Source organism: Pseudomonas sp. R3-56, from assembly GCF_051132075.1.
Lineage (GTDB): Bacteria > Pseudomonadota > Gammaproteobacteria > Pseudomonadales > Pseudomonadaceae > Aquipseudomonas.
In genome coordinates this window covers 3,496,402-3,519,262 of the sequence record NZ_CP071657.1, presented here as the reverse complement: position 1 = coordinate 3,519,262, position 22,861 = coordinate 3,496,402, and the positions used below count along the sequence as shown (strand labels likewise).

Sequence of the window (22,861 nt, the reverse complement as noted above, 5' to 3'; positions counted from 1 at the left end):
GGAGTTCCCATGCCACGTGAAATTCGTTTCAATGCCTTCGAGATGAACTGCGTCGGCCACCAGTCTCCAGGGCTCTGGCGACATCCCCTGGATCGTGCCTGGCAGTATAAAGACCTGGATTACTGGACCGACCTGGCCAAACTGCTGGAGCGCGGCAAGTTCGACGGCATCTTCATTGCCGATGTGATCGGTATCTACGATGTGCTCGGCGGCAATGGTGACGCCGCGATCCGCCAGGCGACCCAAGTCCCGGTCAATGATCCACTGGCGCTGATCACGCCGATGGCACTGGTGACCGAGCACCTGGGTTTCGGCCTGACCGCCTCGTTGACCTTCGAGCATCCCTATCCCTTTGCCCGCCGCCTGTCGACATTGGATCACCTGACCAAGGGGCGCATCGGTTGGAACATCGTCACGTCTTACCTCGACAGTGGCGCGCGTAACCTCGGCCAGAAGGCGCTGAGTGATCACGATGCACGCTACGACTACGCCGACGAATACCTCGAGGTGCTCTACAAACTGTTCGAAGGCAGTTGGGAGGAGGGCGCGGTGGTGCGCGACCGTGAGCGCGGCATCTTCAGCGACCCGGGCAAAGTCCATGAGATCCGTCACCAGGGCAAGCACTTCCAGGTGCCGGGTATCCACCTTTGCGAGCCGTCGCCGCAGCGCACGCCGGTGCTCTACCAGGCAGGGGCATCGAGCCGTGGCAAGGATTTCGCCGCCGGCCATGCGGAATGTGTATTCGTCGCGGCGCCGTCGAAGGTCATCCTGAAAAAGACCGTGGCCGATATCCGCCGACGTGCCGCAGAGGCCGGGCGTGATCCGCGCAAGGTGCTGATCTTCAACCTGCAAACGGTGATCGTCGACGAGACCGATGCCAAGGCACAGGCCAAGTGGCGGGAGCTGAAATCCTACAGCAGCTATGAGGGCGCGCTGGCGTTGGTTTCCGGCTGGACTGGCATCGACTTCAGCCAGTACCGACCCGACCAGGTGCTCAAGCACATCCATACCAACGCCATTCAATCGGCCGTGGAAACCTTCTCCACCGCCGACCCCGACAAACAATGGACAGTCCAGGAACTGGCCGATTGGGTCGGCATCGGCGGCTTTGGTCCGTTGATCGTCGGCGGCGCGCAAACCGTCGCCGACGAGTTGCAGGCCTGGGTCGAGGACACCGATGTGGACGGCTTCAACCTGGCCTACGCCCGGGCCCATGAGACCTTTCGCGACGTGGTCGAGCTGCTGGTGCCCGAACTCCAACAGCGCGGCGTGTACAAGAACGAATATCGCCCCGGCACCCTGCGCGAGAAGCTGTTCGGCGACGGCCCGCGCCTTCCCGCCAGCCACCCGGGCGCTGGTTATCGGGACTTGAATCGCCTGGCCCAGCGCGCTCGTGTCGCTGAGCCGGCCCTGGTTGAGGAGTAAGCGCATGAGTGTTTTCGAACTCAATGCTCCATTGCCCGAAAGCGTGACGGACAGCGCCCTCGTGGCGTTGCAGCGCTGGGCCAGGGAGCGTCCGACGCAGATCGCGATGCGTCATCGACGCCTCGGCGCCTGGAGGGCCTGGCGGTGGATCGATGTGCAACGCGAGGTCGAGCGGGTTTGCGATGGCCTGCGCCAACAAGGCTTCGTCCCTGGCGCGCGGTTGGCATTGAGCGGTGCCTTCGAGCCGAGCCTGCTGATCCTGACATTGGCGGCGCGCCAGCTGGGTGGACACAGCGTGGTCGTCGACCGCGACAGTCAGGGCGAGGATCTGCAACGCCAGTTACGTTTGATCCGCCCGGCGTTCGCCTTTGTCCAGCGCCGCGAAAGTGTCTCGCACTGGCTGCAGTGCGGCCTGGATGAAGAGTGGCCGCTGCGGCTGTATTCGGCCCAGGCCAGTGCGGCGCGTCGTGGCCTTTGGCAGGTGCAGTCACTGTCGGTGCTGTTCGTCACCGAGGCGCCGGCAGCGCAGCGCCAGGGCTGGGCCCAGGTCGCCAAGGACGCGGTGGTATGGATCGATGAGGGCACTGAATGGCGTGATGGGCTGACTCATCTGTTCCGTCGCTGGCTGGAGGGCGGTGAAGGCCTGGCCTTTCCGGAAGCTCGCGAATCGGCCAGCCGCGATCGCCGCGAGATTGCCCCGACGGCCTTGCTGTTGTCCGCTGCGCGAGTCGAATCGCTGGCGGCGGAAATCGAAGCCCGGCTGCCGATTGCGGGCAGTTGGCGGCGACGCCTCTGCGAATGGACCCTGGATGATCCGCGACGTGGCCTGCGCCGCTGGCTCAAGTCGCGGGTGCGGCGTCTGCTCGGGTTCCAGCGGCTGCGCCGGATCGAGGTGCCAAGCGCGCCCGCAGACGCCTTGTTGCAAGGCTCGGCGCGCCAGGCCTGGTTGCAGGAATATCTGGAGCGAGCCGCATGAATGCGCTGTTGGAGGTGCGTAATGTGTCGCTGTCGTTCAGGGGCGTGAAAGCGATTTCCGACCTCTCGTTCAGCGTCAGGCTTGGCGAGATCTGCGCGTTGATCGGGCCGAACGGTGCGGGCAAGAGTTCGCTGCTGAACATCCTCAACGGGGTCTACCGGGCCGATGCCGGCCAGGTGTTCTTCGCTGCCGAACCGTTGCGCCGTCCGCATCCATTGAAGGCGGCGCGGCTTGGTATCGGCCGGACGTTCCAGAACAACGCGCTGTTCAAGAAAATGAGCGTGGTGGACAACCTGCTCACTGGCCTGTCGCGCTTGCAGCGTACGTTTTTTCTCGAGCAGGCCTTGGGCTTGCCGCGCGCCCGGCGCGAGGCGCGGGCGTTCGCCGAGCGGGCCGAGCAGGTGCTGGAATTCCTCGAACTGCAGGCCTGGCGTGACGTCGCGGTGGGCAGCCTCGCCTACGGTTTGCAGAAACGCGTGGAGCTGGGCCGGGCACTGATCGCGCAGCCGACCCTGCTGTTGCTCGACGAACCGATGGCTGGCATGAACGCTGAAGAAAAACAGGAGATGAGCCGCTTCATCGTCGATATCAATCGCGACCTTGGCACCACGGTGATTCTCATTGAACACGACATTCCGGTGGTCATGGGGCTGTCCAGCCATGTGGTGGTGCTGGACTACGGACGCAAGGTCGGTGACGGCACGCCCGCGCAGGTGCAGGCCAACCCCGATGTGATCGCCGCTTACCTGGGGGCCTCGCACTCATGAATTTCTTTCTGGAAACCCTGGTTGGCGGGCTGCTGGCCGGCACTCTGTATTCACTGGTGGCCATCGGTTTCGTGCTGATCTACAAGGCCAGCGGCGTGTTCAATTTTGCTCAGGGCGCGATGCTGCTGTTCGCCGCGCTGACCTTCGTCAGCTTGCGTGAGCAGGGCCTGTCTTTTGCCCTCGCGTTGGTCCTGACGGTGCTGGTGATGATCGTCGGCGCATTGTTGATCGAGCGCCTGGTGCTACGGCCGTTGGTCAACCGATCGCAGATCACCCTGTTCATGGCCACCCTCGGCCTGTCGTTTATCATCGAGGGCCTGGCCCAAGGACTGATGGGCGCCCAGGTGCGTGCGCTGGACCTGGGCATCGAGGACGTCCCGCTGTTCGTAGGGGAGATCATGGTCAGCCAATTCGACTTGATGGCGGCGGCAGTGTCCGGACTGACGGTGGCGGTGCTGGCCTTGCTGTTCAACCAGACCCGCATCGGGATCGCCCTGCGCGCCGTGGCCGATGATACCCGTGCGGCGTTGTCGCTGGGCATCAACCTCAATCGCATCTGGCAGATTGTCTGGGCCGTGGCCGGGGTGGTCGGCCTGGTCGCCGGGTTGCTCTGGGGCGCGCGACAGGGCGTGCAGTTCTCGCTTTCGCTGGTGGTGCTAAAAGCGCTGCCGGTGCTGATCATCGGCGGCTTCACCTCGATCGGCGGGGCCATCGTCGGCGGGCTGATCGTCGGTGCGGCGGAGAATCTTGCCGAGGCTTACATCGGTCCGCTGATCGGCGGAGGCATCACGCCCTGGTTCGCCTATTTCCTCGCCTTGATCTTCCTCTACATCCGTCCGTCCGGCCTGTTCGGCGACCGGATCATTGAACGGGTATGACGCCATGACCGCTACTGTTGCGCGCCTCACTGCCAGCTTCGACGACTCACCCCTGACCCTGGTGCGCCGGCGTTGGCGGCCGGGCCTCTTGTTGCTGCTACTGGTGGCTTTTATCGGGTTGCCGTGGCTCGGTAATGACTATTGGCTCAACGCGATCCTGATTCCCTTCCTGGTGCTGTCGCTGGCAGGCGTGGGGCTGAACCTGTTGACCGGCTACACCGGCCAGACCTCGGTCGGCGCCGCCGGCTTCATGGCCGTGGGCGCGTTCGCCACTTACGGCCTGCTGCTGCGCGTGCCCGGGCTGCCGTTGCCACTGGCGCTGCTTGGCGGTGGAGTGATTACCGGGTTGGTCGGGCTGCTGTTCGGCATTCCAAGTTCTCGGATCAAGGGTTTTTACCTGATGGTCACCACGCTGGCCTCGCAGTTCTCCCTGGAATGGGTGTTTGCCAAATTCCCCTGGTTCTACAACTACGCCTCGTCCGGCACCATCAGCGCGCCACGCCTGGAGCTGTTCGGCCATAACCTCGGCACCCCGGTCGGTCGCTACCTGTTGACCCTCAGTTGCGTGGTGCTGTTGACCTGGGTGGCGGTCAACCTGGTGCGCAGCCAGATTGGCCGCAACTGGATGGCCATCCGGGACATGGACACCGCTGCCGCTGTCATCGGGATCGCCGTGGAGCGCGACAAGCGCATGGCCTTCGCCGTCAGTTCGTTCTACCTCGGAATCGCCGGGGCGCTCTGGGCGTTCGCGTACCTGGGGACGGCCAGTGCAGGCAGCTTCGACATCAATCGTTCGTTCCAGATTCTGTTCATCATCATTATCGGCGGCATGGGCAGCATTGCCGGCAGCTTCATCGGCGCGGCCTTCATCAGCCTCGTGCCGATCCTGCTCAGCCATGCCGGCCTATGGCTGTTCAACGGCAACGTCGACGCCGGGCAACTGCAGAACCTGCAGAAGGTGCTCTTCGGTGGCCTGATCATCTGGTTCCTGATCAAGGAACCGGAAGGGCTGGCACGCCTGCTCGGTGACCTGCGTGAACGCATCAAGGTCTGGCCGCTGCGGTTCTGAGCGCCTTCCCACAACCCAACGAACCTTGACCCTACCGAGGGAAAGGAGGTTTCCAACACTGCACAAGACCCCAATCGAGAAGACCAACATGCATGCAACTTTAAAACGCAGCCTCGCTGCCATCGGCCTGGCACTGGGTGCCTGCGCAACGCTGGTACCGGTTGCCCAGGCGGCCAACGAACAGTTCTTCCCCCTGGCCACCTACCGGGTCGGCGCCTATGCCTCCAGCGGCATTCCGGTGTGGGCCGGAATGATCGACTATCTGCGCTACATCAACGAGGTGGAAGGCGGGGTCAACGGCGTCAAGCTGGTCTGGCAGGAGTGCGAGACCGAATGGACGGCGGAAAAAGGCATCGAGTGCTACGAGCGCTTCAAGAACGGCCTCAACGGCGCGCCGGTGGCGGTCTACCAACCCAACGGTGCACCGGCGGCCTATGCCCTCGCGGACAAGGCCGAAGCCGACCGGATTCCGCTGATCACCCTCGGCTATGGTCGGACCGAGGCTACCGATGGCAGGGTGTTTCCCTACAATTTCCCGGCCATGCTGACGTTCTACAGCGAGGCTTCGGCATTCATCAATTACGTGGCTGAGCGCGAGGGCGGGCTGGACAGGCTCAAGGGCAAGAAGATCGCCACCGTCTACCATGACTCGGCCTATGGTCGGGAAACCCAGGGGCCGCTGGCCCTGCTGGCGCAGAAGTATGGCTTCGAGAACATCCAGATCGCGGTGGCGGATCCGGGCAACGAACAGGCCGGGCAGTGGCGCCAGGTGCGGCAGCTCAAGCCGGACTGGGTGTTCCTGCGTACCTGGGGTGTATCCACGCCGGTAGCGATCAAGACCGCGGCGCGTTTCGGCTACCCGGTGGAGCGCATCGTCGGTGACATCTGGGCCAGTTCCAACGAGGACGTGTTGCCGGCCGGCGAGGCCGGCAAGGGCTACCTGGCGTTGACACCCTATCCAGGCGGTGCCGATTTCGACATCCACCAACGCATTCGCCAGTACATCCTCGATACCGGCAAGAGCGATCTCAAGGATCCGAAGAGTTTCGGCAGCGTCTATTACAACTCCGGCCTGGTGAATGCCGCCATTGCCGTCGAGGCGATCCGCACCGGGCAGAAGAAGTTCGGCAATCGTCCGCTCAACGGTGAGGAAGGTCGCTGGGGCCTGGAGCATCTCGACCTCGATGACGCGCGTCTCAAGGAGATCGGTTTCCTTGGACTGATGCAGCCGCTGAAGCTGTCTTGCAGCGACCATGAAGGTGGCGGGGCAGCCAAGGTACAACAATGGGACGGCCAGCAATGGAAACTGATCACCGACTGGGTCCAGGCCGACCGCGCGACGTTGCGCCCATTGATCGACGCCAAGGCCGCCGAGTATGCGAAAGAAAAGGGCGTAACGGCCCGCGATTGCGCGGCGCAGTAGCCGTGCGCACGAGGAGGAAGAACCCATGACCATTGCGGCCCTTGCGGGCACCGCAAGCAGCGAGTTGCTGGCGGTGCACGACATCGAAGTCATCTACGACGGCGCGATCCTCGCCGTGGCCGGGGTTTCCCTGCGGGTCGGGCAGGGCGACATCGTTGCGCTGCTGGGCGCCAACGGGGCTGGCAAGAGCACCACGCTCAAGGCCATTTCCGGGTTGGTCCAGGCTGACCGTGCGCAAGTCAGCCGCGGCCGGATCACTTTCCAGGGGCGTGATACCGCCGGCGTCGCAGCCAACCTGCTGGCCCGCCAAGGCATTGTCCATGTGCTGGAGGGGCGCCACGTGTTCGCCCACCTGACCGTCGAGGACAACCTGCGTACCGGCGGTTTCCTGCGTAACCCGACGCGCCGGGAACTGGAACAGGATCTGGAGCGCATCTACGCCTGGTTCCCTCGTCTCAAGACCAAGCGCAAGACCCAGGCCGGGCTGACATCCGGCGGCGAGCAGCAAATGCTTGCCATCGGTCGGGCGCTGATGACCCGACCTCGGCTGGTATTGCTGGATGAACCTTCGATGGGGCTGGCGCCGATCCTCGTCGAGGAGATTTTTGCCATCGTCGCCCAGCTCAATGCCCAGGAAGGCATGAGCTTCCTGGTGGCCGAACAGAACATCAACGTTGCGCTGCGCCATGCCACCTACGCCTACGTCCTGGAAAACGGTCGGGTCGTGGGTGAGGGCAGCGGTGCGGAGTTGGCGGCGCGGGAAGACATCCAGCATTTCTATCTGGGCGGCAAGACCGGTTGAGTGCCGGTTTTCCGCTGTCTTGTGGGCAACAGTGAATCCGCAATTTGCTGTTGCAGGGGCTTTGTCCAGCCCGCTAATGGTTCACAACTCTTTGAAAAAAAAGGGTTTAGAGGGTTGGTACGGACTGTGCTCTGGCTGTTGATGAACCCGTTACGAAAGGAGCAACACATGAGCCATTCAGCGACTATTGATCCGTCCGAGCAGGTTCGTCCGGTGCCTCGGCGCCCGGCCCATCTCATTCGCAGCGACGCCGAGGCGATCGAGGTGGCGCACCGTGTGGCCGGGGATTTCGCTCGCGAGGCGGCAACCCGCGACCGCGACCGACGTCTGCCCTGGGAAGAACTCGAACGCTTTTCCGAAAGCGGGTTGTGGGCGATCAGCGTGCCGAAGGCCTACGGCGGCGCCGGGGTGTCCTATGTCACGCTGAGCGAAGTGATCGCCATCATTTCCGCAGCCGATTCCTCCCTCGGTCAGTTGCCGCAAAACCATTTCGGGGTACTCAGCAATCTTGGCTTGACCGGCAGCGAAGAGCAGAAACGGCGCTACTACGCCAGGGTGCTCGAGGGGTATCGCTTTGGTAACGCTTTTTCCGAAGCGCGAAGCCAATACGTCACCACGTTCCAGACGCAGATTCGCTTCGAGGGTGACACGGCCGTACTTGATGGAGAAAAGGCCTACTGCACCGGTGCATTGTTCGCTCATATCGTGCCGGTAGCCGCGGTGGACGAGGCGGGGCATGTGCATATCGCGCTGGTTCCGCGCGATGCCGCCGGATTGACGGTAATCGACAGTTGGGACGGTTTCGGCCAACGCATCACCGCCAGCGGCCAAGTGCGCATCGAAGGCGTACGCGTGCCTGCCCGCGACGTGGTACCTGCCTGGAAAGCCTATGACCAGCCCACTGCCGATGGCCCGATTTCGCAGATCATCCAGGCCGCGGTGGACACCGGCATTGCCCGGGGTGCCTTCGCCGAGACCCTGCGTGTCGCCCGCCAGGCGCGTCCTTGGGTCGACAGCGGCCTGCAACACGGTTGGCAGGATCCGCTAGGCCAAGCGCTGATCGGCGAGCTGGCCTGGCGGCTGCAAGCGGCCGAGGCGATTTTGCAGCGCGCGGCCCAAGCGGTCGATCTCGCGGTCGCCGAGCCCAGTGAGGAACGGGTCGCCGAAGCCTCTGTGGTCGTAGGCCAGGCCAAGGTGCTGTCCACCGAGATTGCCCTTGAGGCTTCCAGCCGCCTGCTGGAGCTGGGCGGCACGCGCAGCGTCTCGGCCAGCCAGGGCCTGGACCGGTTCTGGCGCAATGCGCGGACCCATACCCTGCATGACCCGGTGCGCTGGAAATATCACCTGGTCGGCAACCAGCTTCTCAACGAAATCAAGCCGCAACGTCACTCCTGGAACTGAGGTATCGAGCATGTCCCATTCACCCTCCCAGGGTCGCAGCGACCTCGCCCATGCCCGCCACGTCGAGGCGGCTCTGCTTGACTACCTGCGCGGGCAGAGCGCGCGACATGAAGCCCTGGTGGTCGCCGCGGTCGGTGACCTGCGTATCCGTATCGACGCTGCCGATGCGTTGCTCGAACGCGCCAACGCTTCCCAATCGTCCGCCATTGCCTTTCGTCTGGCTGCTGCCGAGGCGGCGCGTGTCGGTGCGCATCTATTCTTCGAGCTGGCCGGGCGCAGCTTGCCGCGGCCGTTGCCGGATGCAGCCGAGCCGGCGTTACTGACCCAGCGTCGGCTGCTGGGCGACCATTACCTCAACGGCGCGGCGCTGGCTGATGGACAGGGAGGGCAGGCATGACGGCTGCTCAAAAGTCCTTTCAACGCCCGGACGATATCTAGGGTCAATTGATCCGCGATGCGCCCTGGCACTTGGTCGAACATATGCGGGGCTCCAGGATAGACGTGGAGTTCCATGGCCACTCCGGCGCGAGACAACCGCATTGCAAAATCCACGTCCTCCTCAAGGAACAGGTCTTGAGAGCCGACGGCGATGAAGGTCGGCGGCAGGTTGCGCAGGTCGGGTTGCAGGGCCGGGGAAAACAGACCGACACGTTCATCGTCCAGGGCGTAGCCACCGCGCAGGCATGTCCAGCAGAACTGGTTGGGCTCCGGCAACCAACTGAACGTGCCTGTCTGCCCGCTGGGATAGGGTGATTGCGCTGAGCCTGTGCGGTGATCGAGCATGGGATAGATGAGGACCTGGCCGGCGAGCGGAAACCGGGCTCTGTCGCGGGCCATGATCGCCAATGCGGCGGCCAGCGCGCCGCCGGCGCTATGGCCCATCACGGCAATGCGCCGGGGATCCAGGCTCAGGTCCTGACTGTTTTCGAACAGCCAGGCGAGGGCGCTGTAGCAGTCGTCAAGGGGCGCTGGAAAGGAATGTTCTGGCGCCAGTCGATAATCCACCGCAACGATGAACGCACTCAGTTCGTCGGCCAGGTCGGCCAGGAAGTCATCGGCCATCTCGGGTCTTCCGAGTACGAAGCCACCGCCATGGATGGACAGGATCGCCGGAAGGCTTGCGTCTGGCCCGAGGCCTTTCGGCCGATAGAGGCACAGACGCAAGCGTGCGGTATCGGGGCCGGGGATCCAGCGTACTTCGCATCGTGCGCGATGCTCGGGTTTGAAGCCCGAATGGACTCGGGTGCGGATGGCCGGCAGCGTGTCCAGCGACCATTGTTCAGCACCCGAGGCGACAAGGCCGCGAAATGCGGGATCGAGCCATTGCTCAGGCATCAGGTTGCGCTCCCCTTTGTTTGAACCGCCGGGTACCTGTTGCCGGTACCCGGCGCTTTGCCGTTAAAGCCAGGCTTTGATTTGCGCGCAAACGGCCTGGGTGGAAATGCCGTAGCGATCATGCAGTGTCGGCAGCGCGCCCGCGTCGAGGAAGGCGTCTGGCAAGGCTATTTGCCTGAACGTCGGCGTCACGCCGTTGCGCAGCAGGACCCCGGCAACCGCTTCGCCGAGCCCGCCGATGACAGAGCTGTTTTCCGCGGTCACCACCAGTCGTCCCGGCTTTCTGGCCTCGGCAAGGAGGGTGTGTTCATCCAGCGGCTTGATGGTCGGCATGTGCAGTACCGCGACGTCGACGCCGTCTGCCTGCAATTGCTTGGCGGCTTCGAGAGCACGCATCGTCATCAACCCGGTGGAAACGATCAGCACATCGTTGCCGGTGCGCAGGGTCTTGGCTTTGCCGATTTCGAACGTGTAGCCGTACTCGTCCAGCACCAGGGGCACGTTACCGCGCAGCAAACGCATGTAGACCGGGCCTTGGTGCGCGGCAATGGCGGGCACGGCCTGTTCGATTTCCAGCGCGTCGCAGGGGTCGACGATCATCAGGTTGGGCATGGCGCGGAAGATCGCCAGGTCGTCCGTGGCCTGGTGGCTGGGGCCGTAACCCGTGGTAAGGCCCGGCAAGCCGCAGACGATTTTGACGTTGAGGTTTTCCTCGGCGATCGCCATGCAGATGAAGTCGTAGGCACGACGGGAAGCGAACACCGCGTAGGTCGTGGCAAACGGCACGAAACCTTCCCGGGCCATGCCAGCTGCTGCGCTCATCAGCAACTGCTCGGCCATGCCCATCTGATAGAAGCGATCCGGATGGGCCTTGGCGAAGATGTGCAGGTCGGTGTATTTGGACAGATCGGCGGACAGCCCGACGATGTCCGGGCGCTGGTCGGCCAATGCAGCCAGCGCATGTCCGAATGGTGCAGGTTTCGTGGCTTGGCCCTCGGCTGCAATCGAGGCGATCATCGCCGAGGTGGTGAGGCGTTTTTTGCCCGGTTCGCCCATCGCGTTCGGTGTGTTGGCGGCGTTGTTCATGGCTTTTTTCCTTCTGCAAGGTTGTTCAGCGCCAGGTCCCACTCGTGTTCTTCGACGCGGATGAAATGGGTCTTTTCGCGGTTTTCCAGGAATGGCACGCCCTTGCCCATGCGGGTATCGCAGATGATCACCCGGGGCTGTCCGGCGGGATGGTTGCGCGCGGCATCGAATGCCGCGACCAGCGCATCCAGATCGTTGCCGTCGACGCGCTGGGTAAACCAGCCAAAGGCTTGCCAGCGATCGACGATCGGCTCGAACGAGAGAATTTCGCTGGAGTATCCATCGGCCTGCTGGTTGTTGACGTCGACGATGGCGATCAGGTTGTCGAGTTTCCAGTGCGACGCCGACATCACCGCTTCCCAGGTTGAACCTTCGTTCAGTTCACCGTCCGAGAGCAGGTTGTAGACGAAGGCGGGCGAGCCTTTGCGCTTCAGCCCCAGGCAGGCGCCTACGGCGATGCCCAGGCCTTGGCCGAGGGAGCCGCCGGTGATTTCCATACCCGGCGTGTACGCCGCCATTCCCGACATGGGGAGGCGGCTGTCGTCCGCACCGTAGGTTTCCAACTCATCGAGCGGAACGATCCGGGCCTCGATCAATGCCGCGTACAGCGCAATCGCATAGTGGCCGATGGAGAGATAGAAGCGATCACGTTGTTCCCAGTCAGGGTCTTCGGGCCGATAGTTCATGGCGTGGAAGTACGCGACCGCCAGCAGGTCGGCGGCGCCCAGGGCCTGGCCAACGTAGCCTTGGCCCTGGACCTGACCCATGCGCAGCGCGTGATGACGGATATTGTGGGCGCGTTCGGTCAGGGACATGGATGAAGCAGAGGAAAGCGAGCGAGTCATGGTGAAACTCCGGTGAACTTAACGATTGACCAGGGCGGCGGGGATGCGCAGCACCAGCGAGGCGCCGCCCAGCAGCACGCCGGTGATCAGGTACATGCCGATGGCGCTGGAGCCGGTTTGCGTGGTGATCCAGCCAATCAGATAGGGAGAGCAGAAGCCGGCGAGGTTGGCGAAGCTGTTCACCGCCGCGATGCCTGCGGCGGCGGACACCCCGCCGAGGAGGGTCGTGGGCAGCATCCAGAACATCGAGGACGCGGAAAGGATGCCGGATGCCGCCAGGCACAGGCTCAGGATGGACAGCAGGATGTTGCCCCCCAGCAGCGCGGCGAGCGTCAGCCCGATGGCACCGGCGATCATCGGTACGATCAGGTGCCAGCGCCGCTCGCGATATCTGTCGCCGCTGCGGCCGATCAGCAACATGGCCGCGATCGCGCAGAGATAGGGCAGGCTGGTCAGGAAACCGATGTGCAGCGGATCGGAAACCCCGGCGTTGCGCACCAGCGTCGGCAGCCAGAAGGTGATGGCGTACTGGCCCATGACGACGCAAAAGTAGATACCTGCCAACAACCACAGGCGGCGGTCGCGGACGAACTCGCCCACCGAGGCATGGGTGACCTTCTGCTGGTTGTCCTCGGCCAGTTCACGGCTGACCAACGCCTTCTCTTCATCGTCCAGCCAGTGGGCCTGATGGACGCCGTCCTTGAGGTAACTCAGCACCAGCAAACCGACAATGACGGTGGGAATGGCTTCGAGCACGAACATCCACTGCCATCCGGCCCAGCCGTGCACGCCGGCGAAATGGTTCATGATCCAGCCCGAGAGCGGACCGCCCACCATGCCTGACAAAGGGATGGCGATGAACCAGAGCACAGTCATGCGCGCACGGCGATAGGATGGGAACCAGTAGGTCAGATAGAGCAGCAATCCCGGCGCGAGCCCTGCTTCGGCGACCCCGAGCAGAAACCGCAGGGCATAGAACTGCCAGGCCGTTTCGACGAAGGCGAACAGCGCCGAAATGATGCCCCAGGTAATCATGATCCGCGCGATCCACACGCGAGCGCCGACCTTGTGCAGAATGACGTTGCTGGGGACTTCGCAGAGGAAGTAGCCAATGAAGAACATCCCCGCACCCAGCCCGTAGACGGTTTCGCTGAGCGCCAGGTCGTTCATCATTTGCAGCTTGGCGAAGCCGACGTTGACCCGGTCCAGATAGGCGCACAAATAGCACAGCATCAGGAATGGCATCAGCCGCCAGGCCGTTTTCCGGTAGGCATTGGAGCGCACGGTCGAAACCGCTTCGAGCGACAAAGTAGTCATGATGGCCTGATCTCTTGTTTTTATTTACCGCCAGGCAAACAGCCCGGCTGGGGTCTTCGATCCAGAACCGCACGGGCCGGGTGGGCCCGTCCAGATACATCAATGAATCAGCATTCCACCGTTTACATCCAACGTGGTGCCCGTCAGGTACGAAGATAGATCGCTGGCGAGGAAGAGGGCGGCGTTAGCGACGTCCTGGGCCGCACCCAGGCGACCCAACGGAATACCTTCGATGATTGCGTGACGACGCTCGTCCTGCATGAGGCCGCCGGTGATGTCGGTGTGGATCAGACCTGGGGCGATGGAGTTGACCCGCACCTTGTCCGGGCCCAGTTCGCGCGCCATTGCCTTGGCCAGGCCCAGTACACCGGCCTTGGCGGCGCTGTAGTGTGGCCCACCGAATATGCCGCCACCGCGCTGGGCAGACACCGAAGACATGCAGACGATGCTGCCGCCTTGCTGCTCGCGCATCAGCGGGATCACGGCTTGTGACATGAGCAGGGTGCCGCGCAGGCTGACGTCCAATACCTTGTCGTAGTCCGACGGGCGAATGTCGAGGGTCTTGAGGGGTTGGGTGATGCCCGCGTTGTTGATGAGAATGTCGATTCGGCCGAAATGTTCGATGGCGCGGGCGACGGCCCGTTGGACCTGCGCTTCATCGGCGACATTGGCGGCGAGGCCGAGATGATTGTCGCCCAGGGCGCTGGCGGCATCGCGTGCGGCAGATTCATCCAGGTCGAGAATCACGACGCGGGCGCCGTGCCGGGCGAACGTCGTAGCGGTGGCGCGGCCAATGCCACGGGCAGATGCGGCGCCGGTAATGATTGCGACTTTGCCTTGAAGAAGCATGAAGGGATACCTCGGATTGTTTTTATTGGGTCGATTCGGCAAAAACCGATGACTCAGCTTCGTCCTGGTTCCCTGGCTGAGCAATGGCCTGAAAGTCATTCAGTGCTGAAAAAAATTCAGCACTCGCTGGCTTGCGGCTGGAACCTTTCACGGCGAAGCTCAACAATCATTAGAACTGTTATGCAGGGACCTGCCATGCGTACCGATGCCGATGCCCCTTTGATTCTTCCACCGCTGAAAGCAATTCAGGCTTTTGAGCAAACGGCCCGGTTCAGCAATGTCGCCAGGGCAGCGGAAGTGCTGGACCTGACACCCTCCGCGGTCAGCCATCAATTGGCGAAACTTGAAGCGATGATTGGCCGGCAACTGTTTGTGCGTGCCGCGCGGGGCGTCACGCTCACGCCTGTGGGGGAGCAATACCTCAAGGAGGTGTCCGGGTTGCTCCATAGCCTGGCCGTCGCCACCGAACGTGCGGCCAGCGACGTAAGCCTGGACTGCTTGCGCCTGCATTCGGCGCCCAGCTTCGGGTTGTTGTGGTTGATGCCGAGGCTGGAAGCTTTTCGGGCGTCCAACCCTGATATCCAGATCAATCTTTCCTGCTCTTACGAATCGCTGCATTTCAGTCGGGACAAGATTGACGTGGACATCCGCCACGGCACTGCAAACTGGCCCAGTTATGAAGTCCGCACCGTCCAGAACGAGACTTTCGCGGTGCTCGCTTCGCCAAAACTGCTCGCGCAATGCCCGATCCGCAACGCGTCCGATTTGTTGAATTGCGACCTGGTACTTTCGGAAGCCACGTTGCTCAAATGGCCGCAATGGTTTGCGCAACATGGCCTGGCGCGCCCGGAGAAGCCTTATGCCTTGAGCTTCGACCGGTCGTACATGTCGCTGGAGGCCGCCAGTCATGGCTTGGGGTTTGCCTTGGAAAGCACATTGCTGGCGAAGAAATATCTTGCCACCGGCAGCCTGGTCGAGGTGGCACCCGAGGCGCTCAGCGCACCGGTGGCTGCCCATCACCTGGTGTTTCCGAAGGCCCACTCGAGCTTCCCCCGCGTCCGGCGTTTTCTGGAGTGGATGGAAAGTGAGCTGGGGCAGGGTTTCGCCTATTGACCGAGCGGGTCTTCCTGGGCAGCGATCACTCAATGCCCCTGATTGTTCCTGATCAGCTCATAAGCCCGGCGCACCAGTGCGTTGATTATCGATGCGTTGCAGGTGTTCGGGTTGGGGGCGTCCTGGGGTGGGTTCGAGAGTCTGGTGACCGTTGCCGATACCCAGGATCGGCAGAGCGCCGAGGATCGGGCGTTGAACCCGGTGGTGCGATTGCATGTGGGACTGGAGGATGTCGAGGTGTTGATCGAGGACCTGCAGCGGGGCTTTGTGGCTGCCGGATGATTTACCAGACTTCTGGTTTCTCCAATGAGGCAGGCATGAGGTCTACCGCCGAAAAACGCTTGGCCCAGAGATGCGCCTGACGAAATTGCTGAACGGTGGCATGGTCGCTTTGACTGGCGAGCGCTGCAACGACGGTGTTGCGCAGGTCAGTCCCTTGATCCACGATCCAGACGCCCGGCTCCCGGTCGCGCAGGGCCATTTCACCGAAGCGGGTCGAGATGACAGGCAGGCCGAGGGCGCGGTACTCGTAGTATTTGATCGGGTCGACCGAGGCGGTCAGGCGGTTGAGCTTGAACGGAATCAGGCCTACCGAAAACGTTGCCATGGCCGTCATTGCATCGGCATGGGAACACTCGGGTAGCAGCTCGATGTTGGCGGGCAATACGCAGGGCGCCGGTGTGAAGACGGGGCCGATCAGCCGGATCCGGTTTCCAGGGTTGGCCTGGGCCAGCGCGGTGACCAGGTCCCAGTCGAACCAACGACCCAGGGTGCCGACATAACCAAGCACCTGTTGCATGGCGGCCAGGTCCAGGCTTTCGACCGGCGCCAGTCCGCGCACGTCACAGGCATTGAGGGCCAGTTCCACCTGGTCGGTCATGCCCAGGAGTTTATTGCGCAGGTGGCTGGAGGAGGCCAGCACTCTGTCTACCCGTCGAATAAGCTGCGCCTGGCGACGCTCCATGGACCGGCGTGACAGGCCCTGATAAAAGGCCGGGAAATCATCCATCGCGTCGTAGACGGCAGGGCTTGCAGGCATGCGTGCCAGCAGTTGCAAGGCCAGTTCGGAAGGTTTTCCGACACCTATCAGGCAGGGGCCGGCGGCGGCAAACGCCGCAATCTCCTTGAACAGGTTGCGCCACAGTTGCTTGAGCAGCATTGCCGAGCCTGGAAGCGGCTCAATGGGAAGGCTCCGGGGTTTGCAAACGTGCAACCAGGGGGGAACGGTAACGCTGTGCTGATCGGCAACAGGCGGCTTGGACCTGATGTCGTTCAACGTGGGCAAGCGCGTCGGATAGGGATCGATCCAGAGCACCTGTGCGTCAGTCTGGTGGTGATACCAGTTGACGAAATGATGAGGGCGCTGGCTGAAACTGGCCCATGGCACCGGGGACAGGTAGATCATTCTCATGACTGAAGGTGCTGGCGCAGGACGTCGGCAATACGCGTTGCGGCCCTGCCGTCGCCATAGGGGGAAACGCCCCGCGCCATGCCCTGATAGGCCTCAGGGTCATCCAGCAGATGCTGTGCCTGTTCAACGATGGTGTCCCGATTGGCGCCCACCAACTTGACTACGCCGAGGTCGACCGCTTCGGGGCGTTCGGTTTCTGTCCTGAGTACCAGCACCGGTTTACCCAGGGCAGGGGCTTCTTCCTGCACGCCCCCGGAATCGCTGATGATCAGGTATGAGCGCTTGATTGCCGCGACAAACGGAGCGTAGTCCAGCGGTGCGCAGAGGATGATGTTCGGGGTTCGGCCGAGCAGTTGATGGGCGACGTCCTTGACGTTCGGGTTGGGGTGGACGGGATAGAGGATCTGGATGTCCGGGTTCCGTTCGGCCAGGCACTTGAGTGCCTGGCAGATATCCTGGAACGGTTCGCCGAAGTTTTCCCGACGATGGCAGGTCACCAGCACCATGCGTCTGTGCGCATCGAGTGGGACGGTCAAGGCTGAGTCCTGTGCCGCGGTCATCAGCAAGGCATCGATCACGGTATTGCCGGTCAGGGTGATATCACTGGCGGCAACACCTTCGCCCAGCAGGTTGGCCACGGCGCCCTGGGTCGGCGCGAAATGCCAGCGGGCCAGCTTGCCGGCGATCACCCGGTTGGCCTCTTCGGGGAACGGATTGTACAGGTCCCCGGTACGCAGGCCCGCTTCGACATGGCCGAAGGGAATTCGCAGGTAGAAACACGCCAGTGCGGCGCTCATGACGGTGGTCGTGTCACCTTGAGCCAGTACGACATCCGGTTTCTCGGCTTGCAGGACGCCGTCGAGTTCACGCAGCAGGCGTGAGGTCAGCGCTGCCAGAGACTGGTTGGGACGCATGATGTCCAGGTCGAGGTCGGCATTGATCGCAAAGCCCTTCAGTATCTGGTCGAGCAGGCCGCGGTGCTGGGCGGTGGCGAGCACACGGCACTCGATGTTTTTCTCGGCCTTGAGAGCGTTGATCACCGGGGCCATCTTGATGGCTTCGGGGCGTGTACCGACGATGCAGAGTACTTTGCGGGTCATGACTGCTGATTTCCTATCATTGTTGTCAGAGAGCGTGCTATCCGGTCCGCGTTGGCCATCAGGGTCAACGTGTGCGATTTCTCGGTAAGGCTGGGCAGACAGGCGCCATCAACGACATGCACGCCGTCGAGGCCTGCGACCTGGCCAAGGCGATCGGTCTGGCCAATCTTCGGCTTCGAGTGCATGGGCAGGGTTCCCGCATAGTGGATATCTGCTCCCGGTCTGCCGACGGTGAAGCTCATGGGCATCAACAGCGCGCCCATCTTCCAATAGATCCGCCGCAGCCTGGTCTCGGCGGCTTTCATGAGCCCGGGGAGCTCGTGATGCACTTGGCCGGTGATGCTCAACGAACCGTCGGAGCGCAGCAGCGCCGTGTTGCTGGACAGCTGCCCGGGAAGGAAGATGTTGCCGACGACGCACGCGCTGAGCAGGTTCCTCAGCAATTCGATGCTGTAGCGTTTGCTCATGGGAATCCGGGTGACGAACTCGGTCATGGGCAAGCCCGTGGTGCTGAACGTCGAACCGAAAGCTGTGGCGCCGGACTTCAACTCCAGGGTGAACGAGAGCTGGCCCAGGCCAAATACCGGCACTCTCGGGGTGCCGAGCATTCTTGGCAACCATAGTAGGAAGGCCGCCGTCGGCGATGACAGCAGCGGTACCGGTGCCGAATGGTTCAGGCACTTGAGGACGAGCCGGGTCGAGGCCAGTGTGCCGGCCGCCAGCAACAGGCGCGCACCGCGCAAGCGCCGGGCGGAGCGATGATCGGTGATGGTCCATGCGTCGTCCTGTTTCAGCAGATCCTCCACCAGGAAATTCTGGACGTGCTGGAAACCAGGGTATTGCTTGAGTTTTCGCAGCTCTTGCGAGGCGCTGTACAAGGCTTGGTGGTGGCAGCCCCACAAGCAGTTTCCAGAAAGATCGCAGGCCTTGCGCTCGTCGAGGGGCTGGCTCAAGGCGGCGACCCTTGAACGGCCAAGGCGAAACCCCAGGTCGGGAAACACCGCTCGGCGCCGGGTGTAGCGGTCGAGCAAGCGCTGATGCAGGTTGTCCAGCGGCAGGGGTGGTTGCGACCACTCATCCAGACCGAAGTAGCTGGAGAGATCGTCGTCGAGCCGGCCACTGATGCCGATCCGGCGCGCAATCGTTTCGTAGGACGCCTGCATCTCGGAATAATCGATGGGCAGCCCGGCGAAGTCACTGGCACCCAGCGCTGCCACGCCGCAACCCCAGGCATTGGACAGGCCTCCGGTGGCCAGTGATCCGATGCCGATGAAGTTTTCGGTCTCGATGCGATTGCCGGCGCTGAACCCTTCGAAGACATGGGCGTGGGTCGGCGTCTTCAGCTTGGGCGATACGGCGTCCAGTTGGTCCAGGGCGTGGAAGTTTTCGCCGATCATCCATTTCCACTGATGCGCGTCGTTGGCCCTGGCACCGAGGAATGGCCGGGTTGGCGGCGCCGGTGAGTCGCTGTTGGCCTGGGCATCGACCATGAGCACTCGCAGGCCCGCCTTGACCAGCGGATAGGCCGCCGAAGTCCCGGCTGGGCCGCTGCCGACAATGATCACATCGAACTCAGGCTTCACGGTGGGCTTCACTTCCAAGCAGCAGCGGGCGGGCAAAAGCACGGCACGACAACGCCGCGATCTTCCACACCAACGCTTTGACCGAGGTGAGTCCCAACGCAGCCAGCGTGGCGACAAGGCTGCGCGGCCACCGGGTGCCGAGAAACACCTGCGCGCCTTGGGGGCTGGCTTCGGCGATACCGAGTGCAACCTGCAGGCGCCAGGCCAGTTCCTGGCCCTCGGGCGTGCCCAGGACGCCGGGGTTGTCCAGCAGCGTCAAGAGTATCGGCCAGCCCATCAGCAGGCGTGAGTGAATGACGGGACGGGTTTTGCCCGCACGCTCCAGTGCCCTTGCATAGCGCCTTACCAGGCTTTTTTGCGGCGGGCGCTTGAGCAGGTAGCCCAAGAGCACCGCCGCTTCCTGTAGCAGGCCTCGACGTTGCCCATGGCCGGAGCGATGCATGCCGTGGGCAAGGGGGCGCAACGCGATGCCGAGTTTTTCCAGGGAACGCTCGCTGTCCATGGGCGGCAGATGAATAAGGGAAAAGATCCGCTCCAGGCCCAGCTTTCTGCTCAAGGACCGTCCGAGTATCAGCCGCAACAGCCTGAGCAATGCCACCGGCAGAGGGATTGGCATGCGCACGGCGCGGACCCGGTGCGTCGCAATGGCGCTCAGGAAGCGCCCAAAGGCAATCGGTTTTACGGCACCCAGCGTGATGACCTCACCATGAACGTCGTCCCGCTCGGCGATGGCCAATATCGCGGCCGCGAGGTCGTCGACATGGATGGGCTGCACGCGAGGCGCTGGCATGAGGATCGGAATGAACGGGCTCCGGCGAACCAGCCCGGTCAACAGGCCAAAAAGCCCGCGTTCGGGGCCGCCGTACACTTGCCCGGGGCGGATCACGGTACCCCCGGCGGCGAGCACATGCTGCTCGATACGCCACTTGGTCCGGCCATAAACGCTCGGGGCCGTGGCCCCGGCGGTTTGGCTGGAAATGAAGATGAACCTGGCCGAGCCTTGTCGGGCGCAATCGATCAGCGCCAGGGCCGCGTTTATTTCAGCGTCCGCGTTAGTGTCAGTATCGGGTGACGTGTCGGCCGCCAGATGGATCAGCGCCTGAGTGCCGGCCGGGCATTCGGGCGCCGGGCCCCGCAGGTCATAAGGCAGCCAGGCATAGGGGGCAGGGCACGGCTTGCGGGTGGCGCAAATGACTTCGTGACCGCTTGCTGCCGCGAGGGCCGTCAAGCGTCGTCCGATGTAGCCGGTCGCGCCGGTAATCAGTAGCGTCATGGTCGTGCGCCTTCGGCTCGGTCAGCGGGAGCCGGCGGGTGCGTATCGGTACGAAACACGAACCGCTTGCTGATCCAGTAGGTCAGCGCTACGCAGATCACGTCGCTGACAAATTTCACCGGGACAGGGTTATCGATGAGGTACAGCCCCGCGCTGAGCAGCACCGAAGCGAGCGGAATATTGATGGCGAGCAACGAAAAATAGCGCAGCGCTTGAGCCTTGCTGCCGACGCGTGTCGACTGGAATGTGAAATGCCGATGCGAAAAGAACGCGAACGTCCCGGCCACGACTTTGCCAGCGACGTTGGCCAGCACGGGTTGGTTGTCGAATAGCGCGAGCAGCAACAAAAACGTCCCCATGTCCAACCCATAGGCCACAAGTTGGATGGCGCCGTATCGGATAAAGGTCAAGACGTCCTCCGGATCACCACGATGTGGTGCAAGGCCAGTATCCGGTGCAACGGATACAGCAGTTTTTCAATGACCTTGAGCACAGGGATGAATACGTCAGGCAACAGCTGGCGAAAGTTCAGGCCGCCGGAAATCAGGTAACGCAGGTAGCTGCCACAGATCTCCTGGTGGACGATCTCCAGGCCCGGGTACTTGTGCTCGAACGCCTGCCGGTCGCGAACGAAAACGATGTAGCTGAGGGCCTGGTTGGCACCGTTCATGGGGCCGGTTGACGGTGTATGCCAAGAAGGGAAGTGCATGTCGAAGCCTTCGGACTTGAACAGGCGCCTATAGAGGAACGCGGCAAAGGGGCCGTGAAAGGGCTCGATCAAAATGGCCCCGCCGCCGATCTTGAGCGTCCTTTCCAGCTCCGTGAAAAAACGCTCGGGGTGAGGAAAGTGGTGAAAACAATTCTGGCCGTAAAAGGCCCTCACCGAATCATCGTCCAGGCTCATTGCCTGGGCATCGAGCGCCATGTCGAGTTTCTCGCTGGCGACAACGTCCGTGGCCAGGACTTCAGGGTACGAATCGCGCATGGGCGCGATGCCCGCTCCCAACTCCACCTCAAGACCCCCGACCTGGAAATAGCGGTCTGCCAGTCGACGGAACGCGTGGTGGAATTCCACGAAGATTTCCCTGAGCATTTGCTTGCGTTCAAGCACCTTGCCGTGAAGTTCGAGGCGTTCGCAGCCATCGACATCCAGCGCCTTGAGCGACGGGTCCGATAAAAAATCTCTTAGCGCTTTAATGACTTTTCTTCCCGCAATGAAGTGGCCCTGCGCCTGGAATGCCGAGGCCTGTTGGGGACCGAGGCGATGTCGTAACCGAGAAACGCCATGATCAATTGCAGCCCCATGAGCATGGGCAATGCGCTGAGCATCACGGTGCCGGCTGGCGTCGCGACGCCATGCTGCGCCGACTCGAACCAGTGGTAACTGCCGAACAGGATGCCGAACACGAACATCAGGATTCCGATCGGCAGCTCGATCGAAGCCAGGGACATGTCGCGCAAGTAGTAGTTGTAGAGCACGCGCTTGGTGAAGTTGCGCAGGTGCTTGAAGAGAAATTCGCCGACGATTTTCGAGATCTTCAGGTGACTGACCTCATCGCCGTAGCGGGCTTCCATCGGTATGTCCACCACCACGGCGCGCACGGTGTTCAGGCGGAACAGAATGTCGGTCTCGAAAAAATAGCGTTGGCTGACCTTGTCCAGGGGCAGCAGCCTGGCGACGTCACGGTGAATCGCGGTATAGCCGTTGGTCGGGTCGAACAGATCCCAGTAACCCGTCGACAGTTTGGCCATCAACGACAACACGGCATTGCCGAACAGTCGAATTCGCGGCATCGACTGGACTTCCTCCAGGTCGAAAAACCGATTGCCCTTGGTGTAGTCGGCTTCACCCGCCAGGATCGGTTCGATGAACAGCGGAATCAGGGTCGGGTCCATCTGACCGTCGCCGTCGACCTTGACGATGATACTCGCGCCGTCAGCGAGGGCTGCTCGATAGCCGGTCATGACCGCACCCCCCACACCTTTGTTGATGTCATGGGGCAGCACCTTGACCCGAGGGTCGTTACAGGAGGCCAGGACATGCCCGCCCGAACCGTCCGGGCAGGCATCGTCAATGACATAGATGCGCCAGACCTCCGGCCCGATGGCGTCGATGACGCCGACGATGTGTGCGGTGACCCGATAGCTGGGGATGACGACGGCAACGCGTAGTTCATCCGTGAAAATCGTTGTTGTTGTGTTCATCGA

General features: G+C 62.6%; 22 protein-coding genes and 2 pseudogenes. 11 read left to right on the top strand and 13 right to left on the bottom strand.

The window, feature by feature from the left end; translation table 11 throughout:
• Nucleotides 1-9 precede the first annotated feature (9 nt).
• The 9 genes from J3P96_RS15635 (at nucleotide 10) to J3P96_RS15595 (ending at nucleotide 9,138) form a co-directional block, all read left to right on the top strand.
• Nucleotides 10-1,425 carry an LLM class flavin-dependent oxidoreductase gene (locus tag J3P96_RS15635; RefSeq protein WP_434652177.1) on the top strand — a complete coding sequence of 472 codons (1,416 nt, stop codon included), beginning with the start codon at nucleotides 10-12 and terminating at the stop codon, nucleotides 1,423-1,425.
• A gap of 4 nt (nucleotides 1,426-1,429) precedes the next feature.
• Nucleotides 1,430-2,401 (top strand): AMP-binding protein, encoded by a 972-nt coding sequence (locus tag J3P96_RS15630; protein WP_434652176.1) that lies wholly within the window; start codon nucleotides 1,430-1,432, stop codon nucleotides 2,399-2,401.
• The gene (locus tag J3P96_RS15625; protein WP_434652175.1) at nucleotides 2,398-3,168 is read left to right on the top strand and encodes an ABC transporter ATP-binding protein; all 771 of its coding nucleotides are present in this window, start codon (nucleotides 2,398-2,400) and stop codon (nucleotides 3,166-3,168) included. The genes J3P96_RS15630 and J3P96_RS15625 overlap by 4 nt, the downstream gene beginning before the upstream one ends.
• Nucleotides 3,165-4,046 (top strand): branched-chain amino acid ABC transporter permease, encoded by an 882-nt coding sequence (locus J3P96_RS15620; protein ID WP_434652174.1) that lies wholly within the window; start codon nucleotides 3,165-3,167, stop codon nucleotides 4,044-4,046. Before J3P96_RS15625 ends, J3P96_RS15620 begins: the two co-directional genes overlap by 4 nt.
• A 4-nt stretch (nucleotides 4,047-4,050) precedes the next feature.
• Complete coding sequence (locus J3P96_RS15615; protein ID WP_434652172.1) at nucleotides 4,051-5,115, top strand: branched-chain amino acid ABC transporter permease; 1,065 nt, start codon at nucleotides 4,051-4,053, stop codon at nucleotides 5,113-5,115.
• 88 nt (nucleotides 5,116-5,203) lie between these two features.
• Nucleotides 5,204-6,538: an ABC transporter substrate-binding protein gene (locus tag J3P96_RS15610; protein ID WP_434652170.1), complete on the top strand. Its 1,335-nt coding sequence runs from the start codon at nucleotides 5,204-5,206 to the stop codon at nucleotides 6,536-6,538.
• A gap of 25 nt (nucleotides 6,539-6,563) precedes the next feature.
• Entirely contained in the window at nucleotides 6,564-7,340 is a 777-nt protein-coding gene (locus J3P96_RS15605; protein ID WP_434652168.1) for an ABC transporter ATP-binding protein, read from the top strand.
• Nucleotides 7,341-7,508: 168 nt separating this feature from the next.
• Entirely contained in the window at nucleotides 7,509-8,741 is a 1,233-nt protein-coding gene (locus tag J3P96_RS15600; protein WP_434652166.1) for an SfnB family sulfur acquisition oxidoreductase, read from the top strand.
• 10 nt (nucleotides 8,742-8,751) lie between these two features.
• Nucleotides 8,752-9,138: a hypothetical protein gene (locus J3P96_RS15595; RefSeq protein ID WP_434652164.1), complete on the top strand. Its 387-nt coding sequence runs from the start codon at nucleotides 8,752-8,754 to the stop codon at nucleotides 9,136-9,138.
• On the opposite strand, the gene J3P96_RS15590 is transcribed toward J3P96_RS15595, so the two are convergent.
• The 5 genes from J3P96_RS15590 to J3P96_RS15570 form a co-directional block, all read right to left on the bottom strand.
• Nucleotides 9,090-10,076: an alpha/beta hydrolase gene (locus J3P96_RS15590; RefSeq protein ID WP_434652162.1), complete on the bottom strand. Its 987-nt coding sequence runs from the start codon at nucleotides 10,074-10,076 to the stop codon at nucleotides 9,090-9,092. The genes J3P96_RS15595 and J3P96_RS15590 overlap by 49 nt on opposite strands.
• A gap of 63 nt (nucleotides 10,077-10,139) precedes the next feature.
• A complete protein-coding gene (locus J3P96_RS15585) occupies nucleotides 10,140-11,162 on the bottom strand; it encodes a transketolase family protein (RefSeq protein WP_434652160.1) in 1,023 nt (340 codons plus the stop codon).
• Nucleotides 11,159-12,007: a transketolase gene (locus J3P96_RS15580; protein ID WP_434652158.1), complete on the bottom strand. Its 849-nt coding sequence runs from the start codon at nucleotides 12,005-12,007 to the stop codon at nucleotides 11,159-11,161. Before J3P96_RS15580 ends, J3P96_RS15585 begins: the two co-directional genes overlap by 4 nt.
• A gap of 18 nt (nucleotides 12,008-12,025) precedes the next feature.
• The gene (locus J3P96_RS15575; RefSeq protein WP_434604417.1) at nucleotides 12,026-13,324 is read right to left on the bottom strand and encodes an MFS transporter; all 1,299 of its coding nucleotides are present in this window, start codon (nucleotides 13,322-13,324) and stop codon (nucleotides 12,026-12,028) included.
• Nucleotides 13,325-13,423: 99 nt separating this feature from the next.
• On the bottom strand, nucleotides 13,424-14,173 hold the full coding sequence (locus J3P96_RS15570; RefSeq protein ID WP_434652156.1) for an SDR family NAD(P)-dependent oxidoreductase: 750 nt from the start codon (nucleotides 14,171-14,173) through the stop codon (nucleotides 13,424-13,426).
• Nucleotides 14,174-14,368: 195 nt separating this feature from the next.
• On the opposite strand from J3P96_RS15570, the gene J3P96_RS15565 reads away from it, so the two are divergent.
• Nucleotides 14,369-15,286, top strand: a complete 918-nt coding sequence (locus tag J3P96_RS15565) for a LysR substrate-binding domain-containing protein (protein ID WP_434604421.1) — start codon at nucleotides 14,369-14,371, stop codon at nucleotides 15,284-15,286.
• A gap of 87 nt (nucleotides 15,287-15,373) precedes the next feature.
• Nucleotides 15,374-15,568 (top strand): annotated as a pseudogene (locus J3P96_RS15560) (PLP-dependent transferase); the annotation flags it as partial.
• Between the two features lies 1 nt (nucleotide 15,569).
• Here the strand turns inward: J3P96_RS15560 and J3P96_RS15555 are convergent.
• The 8 genes and pseudogenes from J3P96_RS15555 to J3P96_RS15520 all read right to left on the bottom strand — a co-directional run bounded on the left by J3P96_RS15555 (nucleotide 15,570) and on the right by J3P96_RS15520 (nucleotide 22,858).
• Nucleotides 15,570-16,697 (bottom strand): glycosyl transferase, encoded by a 1,128-nt coding sequence (locus tag J3P96_RS15555; protein ID WP_434652154.1) that lies wholly within the window; start codon nucleotides 16,695-16,697, stop codon nucleotides 15,570-15,572.
• Nucleotides 16,694-17,797 carry a non-hydrolyzing UDP-N-acetylglucosamine 2-epimerase gene (gene wecB / locus J3P96_RS15550; RefSeq protein WP_434652152.1) on the bottom strand — a complete coding sequence of 368 codons (1,104 nt, stop codon included), beginning with the start codon at nucleotides 17,795-17,797 and terminating at the stop codon, nucleotides 16,694-16,696. Before wecB ends, J3P96_RS15555 begins: the two co-directional genes overlap by 4 nt.
• On the bottom strand, nucleotides 17,794-19,380 hold the full coding sequence (locus J3P96_RS15545; RefSeq protein ID WP_434652150.1) for a GMC oxidoreductase: 1,587 nt from the start codon (nucleotides 19,378-19,380) through the stop codon (nucleotides 17,794-17,796). Before J3P96_RS15545 ends, wecB begins: the two co-directional genes overlap by 4 nt.
• Nucleotides 19,370-20,653, bottom strand: a complete 1,284-nt coding sequence (locus J3P96_RS15540) for an NAD-dependent epimerase/dehydratase family protein (RefSeq protein ID WP_434652148.1) — start codon at nucleotides 20,651-20,653, stop codon at nucleotides 19,370-19,372. Before J3P96_RS15540 ends, J3P96_RS15545 begins: the two co-directional genes overlap by 11 nt.
• The gene (locus J3P96_RS15535) at nucleotides 20,650-21,000 is read right to left on the bottom strand and encodes a GtrA family protein (RefSeq protein ID WP_434652146.1); all 351 of its coding nucleotides are present in this window, start codon (nucleotides 20,998-21,000) and stop codon (nucleotides 20,650-20,652) included. The genes J3P96_RS15540 and J3P96_RS15535 overlap by 4 nt, the downstream gene beginning before the upstream one ends.
• Nucleotides 21,001-21,059: 59 nt before the next feature.
• Entirely contained in the window at nucleotides 21,060-21,362 is a 303-nt protein-coding gene (locus J3P96_RS15530) for a hypothetical protein (protein ID WP_434624238.1), read from the bottom strand.
• Nucleotides 21,363-21,497: 135 nt separating this feature from the next.
• Nucleotides 21,498-21,557: pseudogene (locus tag J3P96_RS15525) on the bottom strand (hypothetical protein); the annotation flags it as partial.
• A 281-nt stretch (nucleotides 21,558-21,838) separates the two neighbouring features.
• Nucleotides 21,839-22,858 carry a glycosyltransferase family 2 protein gene (locus J3P96_RS15520; protein WP_434652144.1) on the bottom strand — a complete coding sequence of 340 codons (1,020 nt, stop codon included), beginning with the start codon at nucleotides 22,856-22,858 and terminating at the stop codon, nucleotides 21,839-21,841.
• Nucleotides 22,859-22,861 lie beyond the last annotated feature (3 nt).

Excerpts from the sequence above, each read along its gene's own strand:
- J3P96_RS15635 (WP_434652177.1), top strand. The coding sequence starts at position 10 with ATGCCACGTGAAATTCGTTTCAATGCCTTCGAGATGAACTGCGTCGGC.
- J3P96_RS15630 (WP_434652176.1), top strand. The coding sequence starts at position 1,430 with ATGAGTGTTTTCGAACTCAATGCTCCATTGCCCGAAAGCGTGACGGAC.
- J3P96_RS15625 (WP_434652175.1), top strand. The coding sequence starts at position 2,398 with ATGAATGCGCTGTTGGAGGTGCGTAATGTGTCGCTGTCGTTCAGGGGC.
- J3P96_RS15620 (WP_434652174.1), top strand. The coding sequence starts at position 3,165 with ATGAATTTCTTTCTGGAAACCCTGGTTGGCGGGCTGCTGGCCGGCACT.
- J3P96_RS15615 (WP_434652172.1), top strand. The coding sequence starts at position 4,051 with ATGACCGCTACTGTTGCGCGCCTCACTGCCAGCTTCGACGACTCACCC.
- J3P96_RS15610 (WP_434652170.1), top strand. The coding sequence starts at position 5,204 with ATGCATGCAACTTTAAAACGCAGCCTCGCTGCCATCGGCCTGGCACTG.
- J3P96_RS15605 (WP_434652168.1), top strand. The coding sequence starts at position 6,564 with ATGACCATTGCGGCCCTTGCGGGCACCGCAAGCAGCGAGTTGCTGGCG.
- J3P96_RS15600 (WP_434652166.1), top strand. The coding sequence starts at position 7,509 with ATGAGCCATTCAGCGACTATTGATCCGTCCGAGCAGGTTCGTCCGGTG.
- J3P96_RS15595 (WP_434652164.1), top strand. The coding sequence starts at position 8,752 with ATGTCCCATTCACCCTCCCAGGGTCGCAGCGACCTCGCCCATGCCCGC.
- J3P96_RS15590 (WP_434652162.1), bottom strand. The coding sequence starts at position 10,076 with ATGCCTGAGCAATGGCTCGATCCCGCATTTCGCGGCCTTGTCGCCTCG.
- J3P96_RS15585 (WP_434652160.1), bottom strand. The coding sequence starts at position 11,162 with ATGAACAACGCCGCCAACACACCGAACGCGATGGGCGAACCGGGCAAA.
- J3P96_RS15580 (WP_434652158.1), bottom strand. The coding sequence starts at position 12,007 with ATGACTCGCTCGCTTTCCTCTGCTTCATCCATGTCCCTGACCGAACGC.
- J3P96_RS15575 (WP_434604417.1), bottom strand. The coding sequence starts at position 13,324 with ATGACTACTTTGTCGCTCGAAGCGGTTTCGACCGTGCGCTCCAATGCC.
- J3P96_RS15570 (WP_434652156.1), bottom strand. The coding sequence starts at position 14,173 with ATGCTTCTTCAAGGCAAAGTCGCAATCATTACCGGCGCCGCATCTGCC.
- J3P96_RS15565 (WP_434604421.1), top strand. The coding sequence starts at position 14,369 with ATGCGTACCGATGCCGATGCCCCTTTGATTCTTCCACCGCTGAAAGCA.
- J3P96_RS15555 (WP_434652154.1), bottom strand. The coding sequence starts at position 16,697 with ATGAGAATGATCTACCTGTCCCCGGTGCCATGGGCCAGTTTCAGCCAG.
- wecB (WP_434652152.1), bottom strand. The coding sequence starts at position 17,797 with ATGACCCGCAAAGTACTCTGCATCGTCGGTACACGCCCCGAAGCCATC.
- J3P96_RS15540 (WP_434652148.1), bottom strand. The coding sequence starts at position 20,653 with ATGACGCTACTGATTACCGGCGCGACCGGCTACATCGGACGACGCTTG.
- J3P96_RS15530 (WP_434624238.1), bottom strand. The coding sequence starts at position 21,362 with ATGCACTTCCCTTCTTGGCATACACCGTCAACCGGCCCCATGAACGGT.
- J3P96_RS15520 (WP_434652144.1), bottom strand. The coding sequence starts at position 22,858 with ATGAACACAACAACAACGATTTTCACGGATGAACTACGCGTTGCCGTC.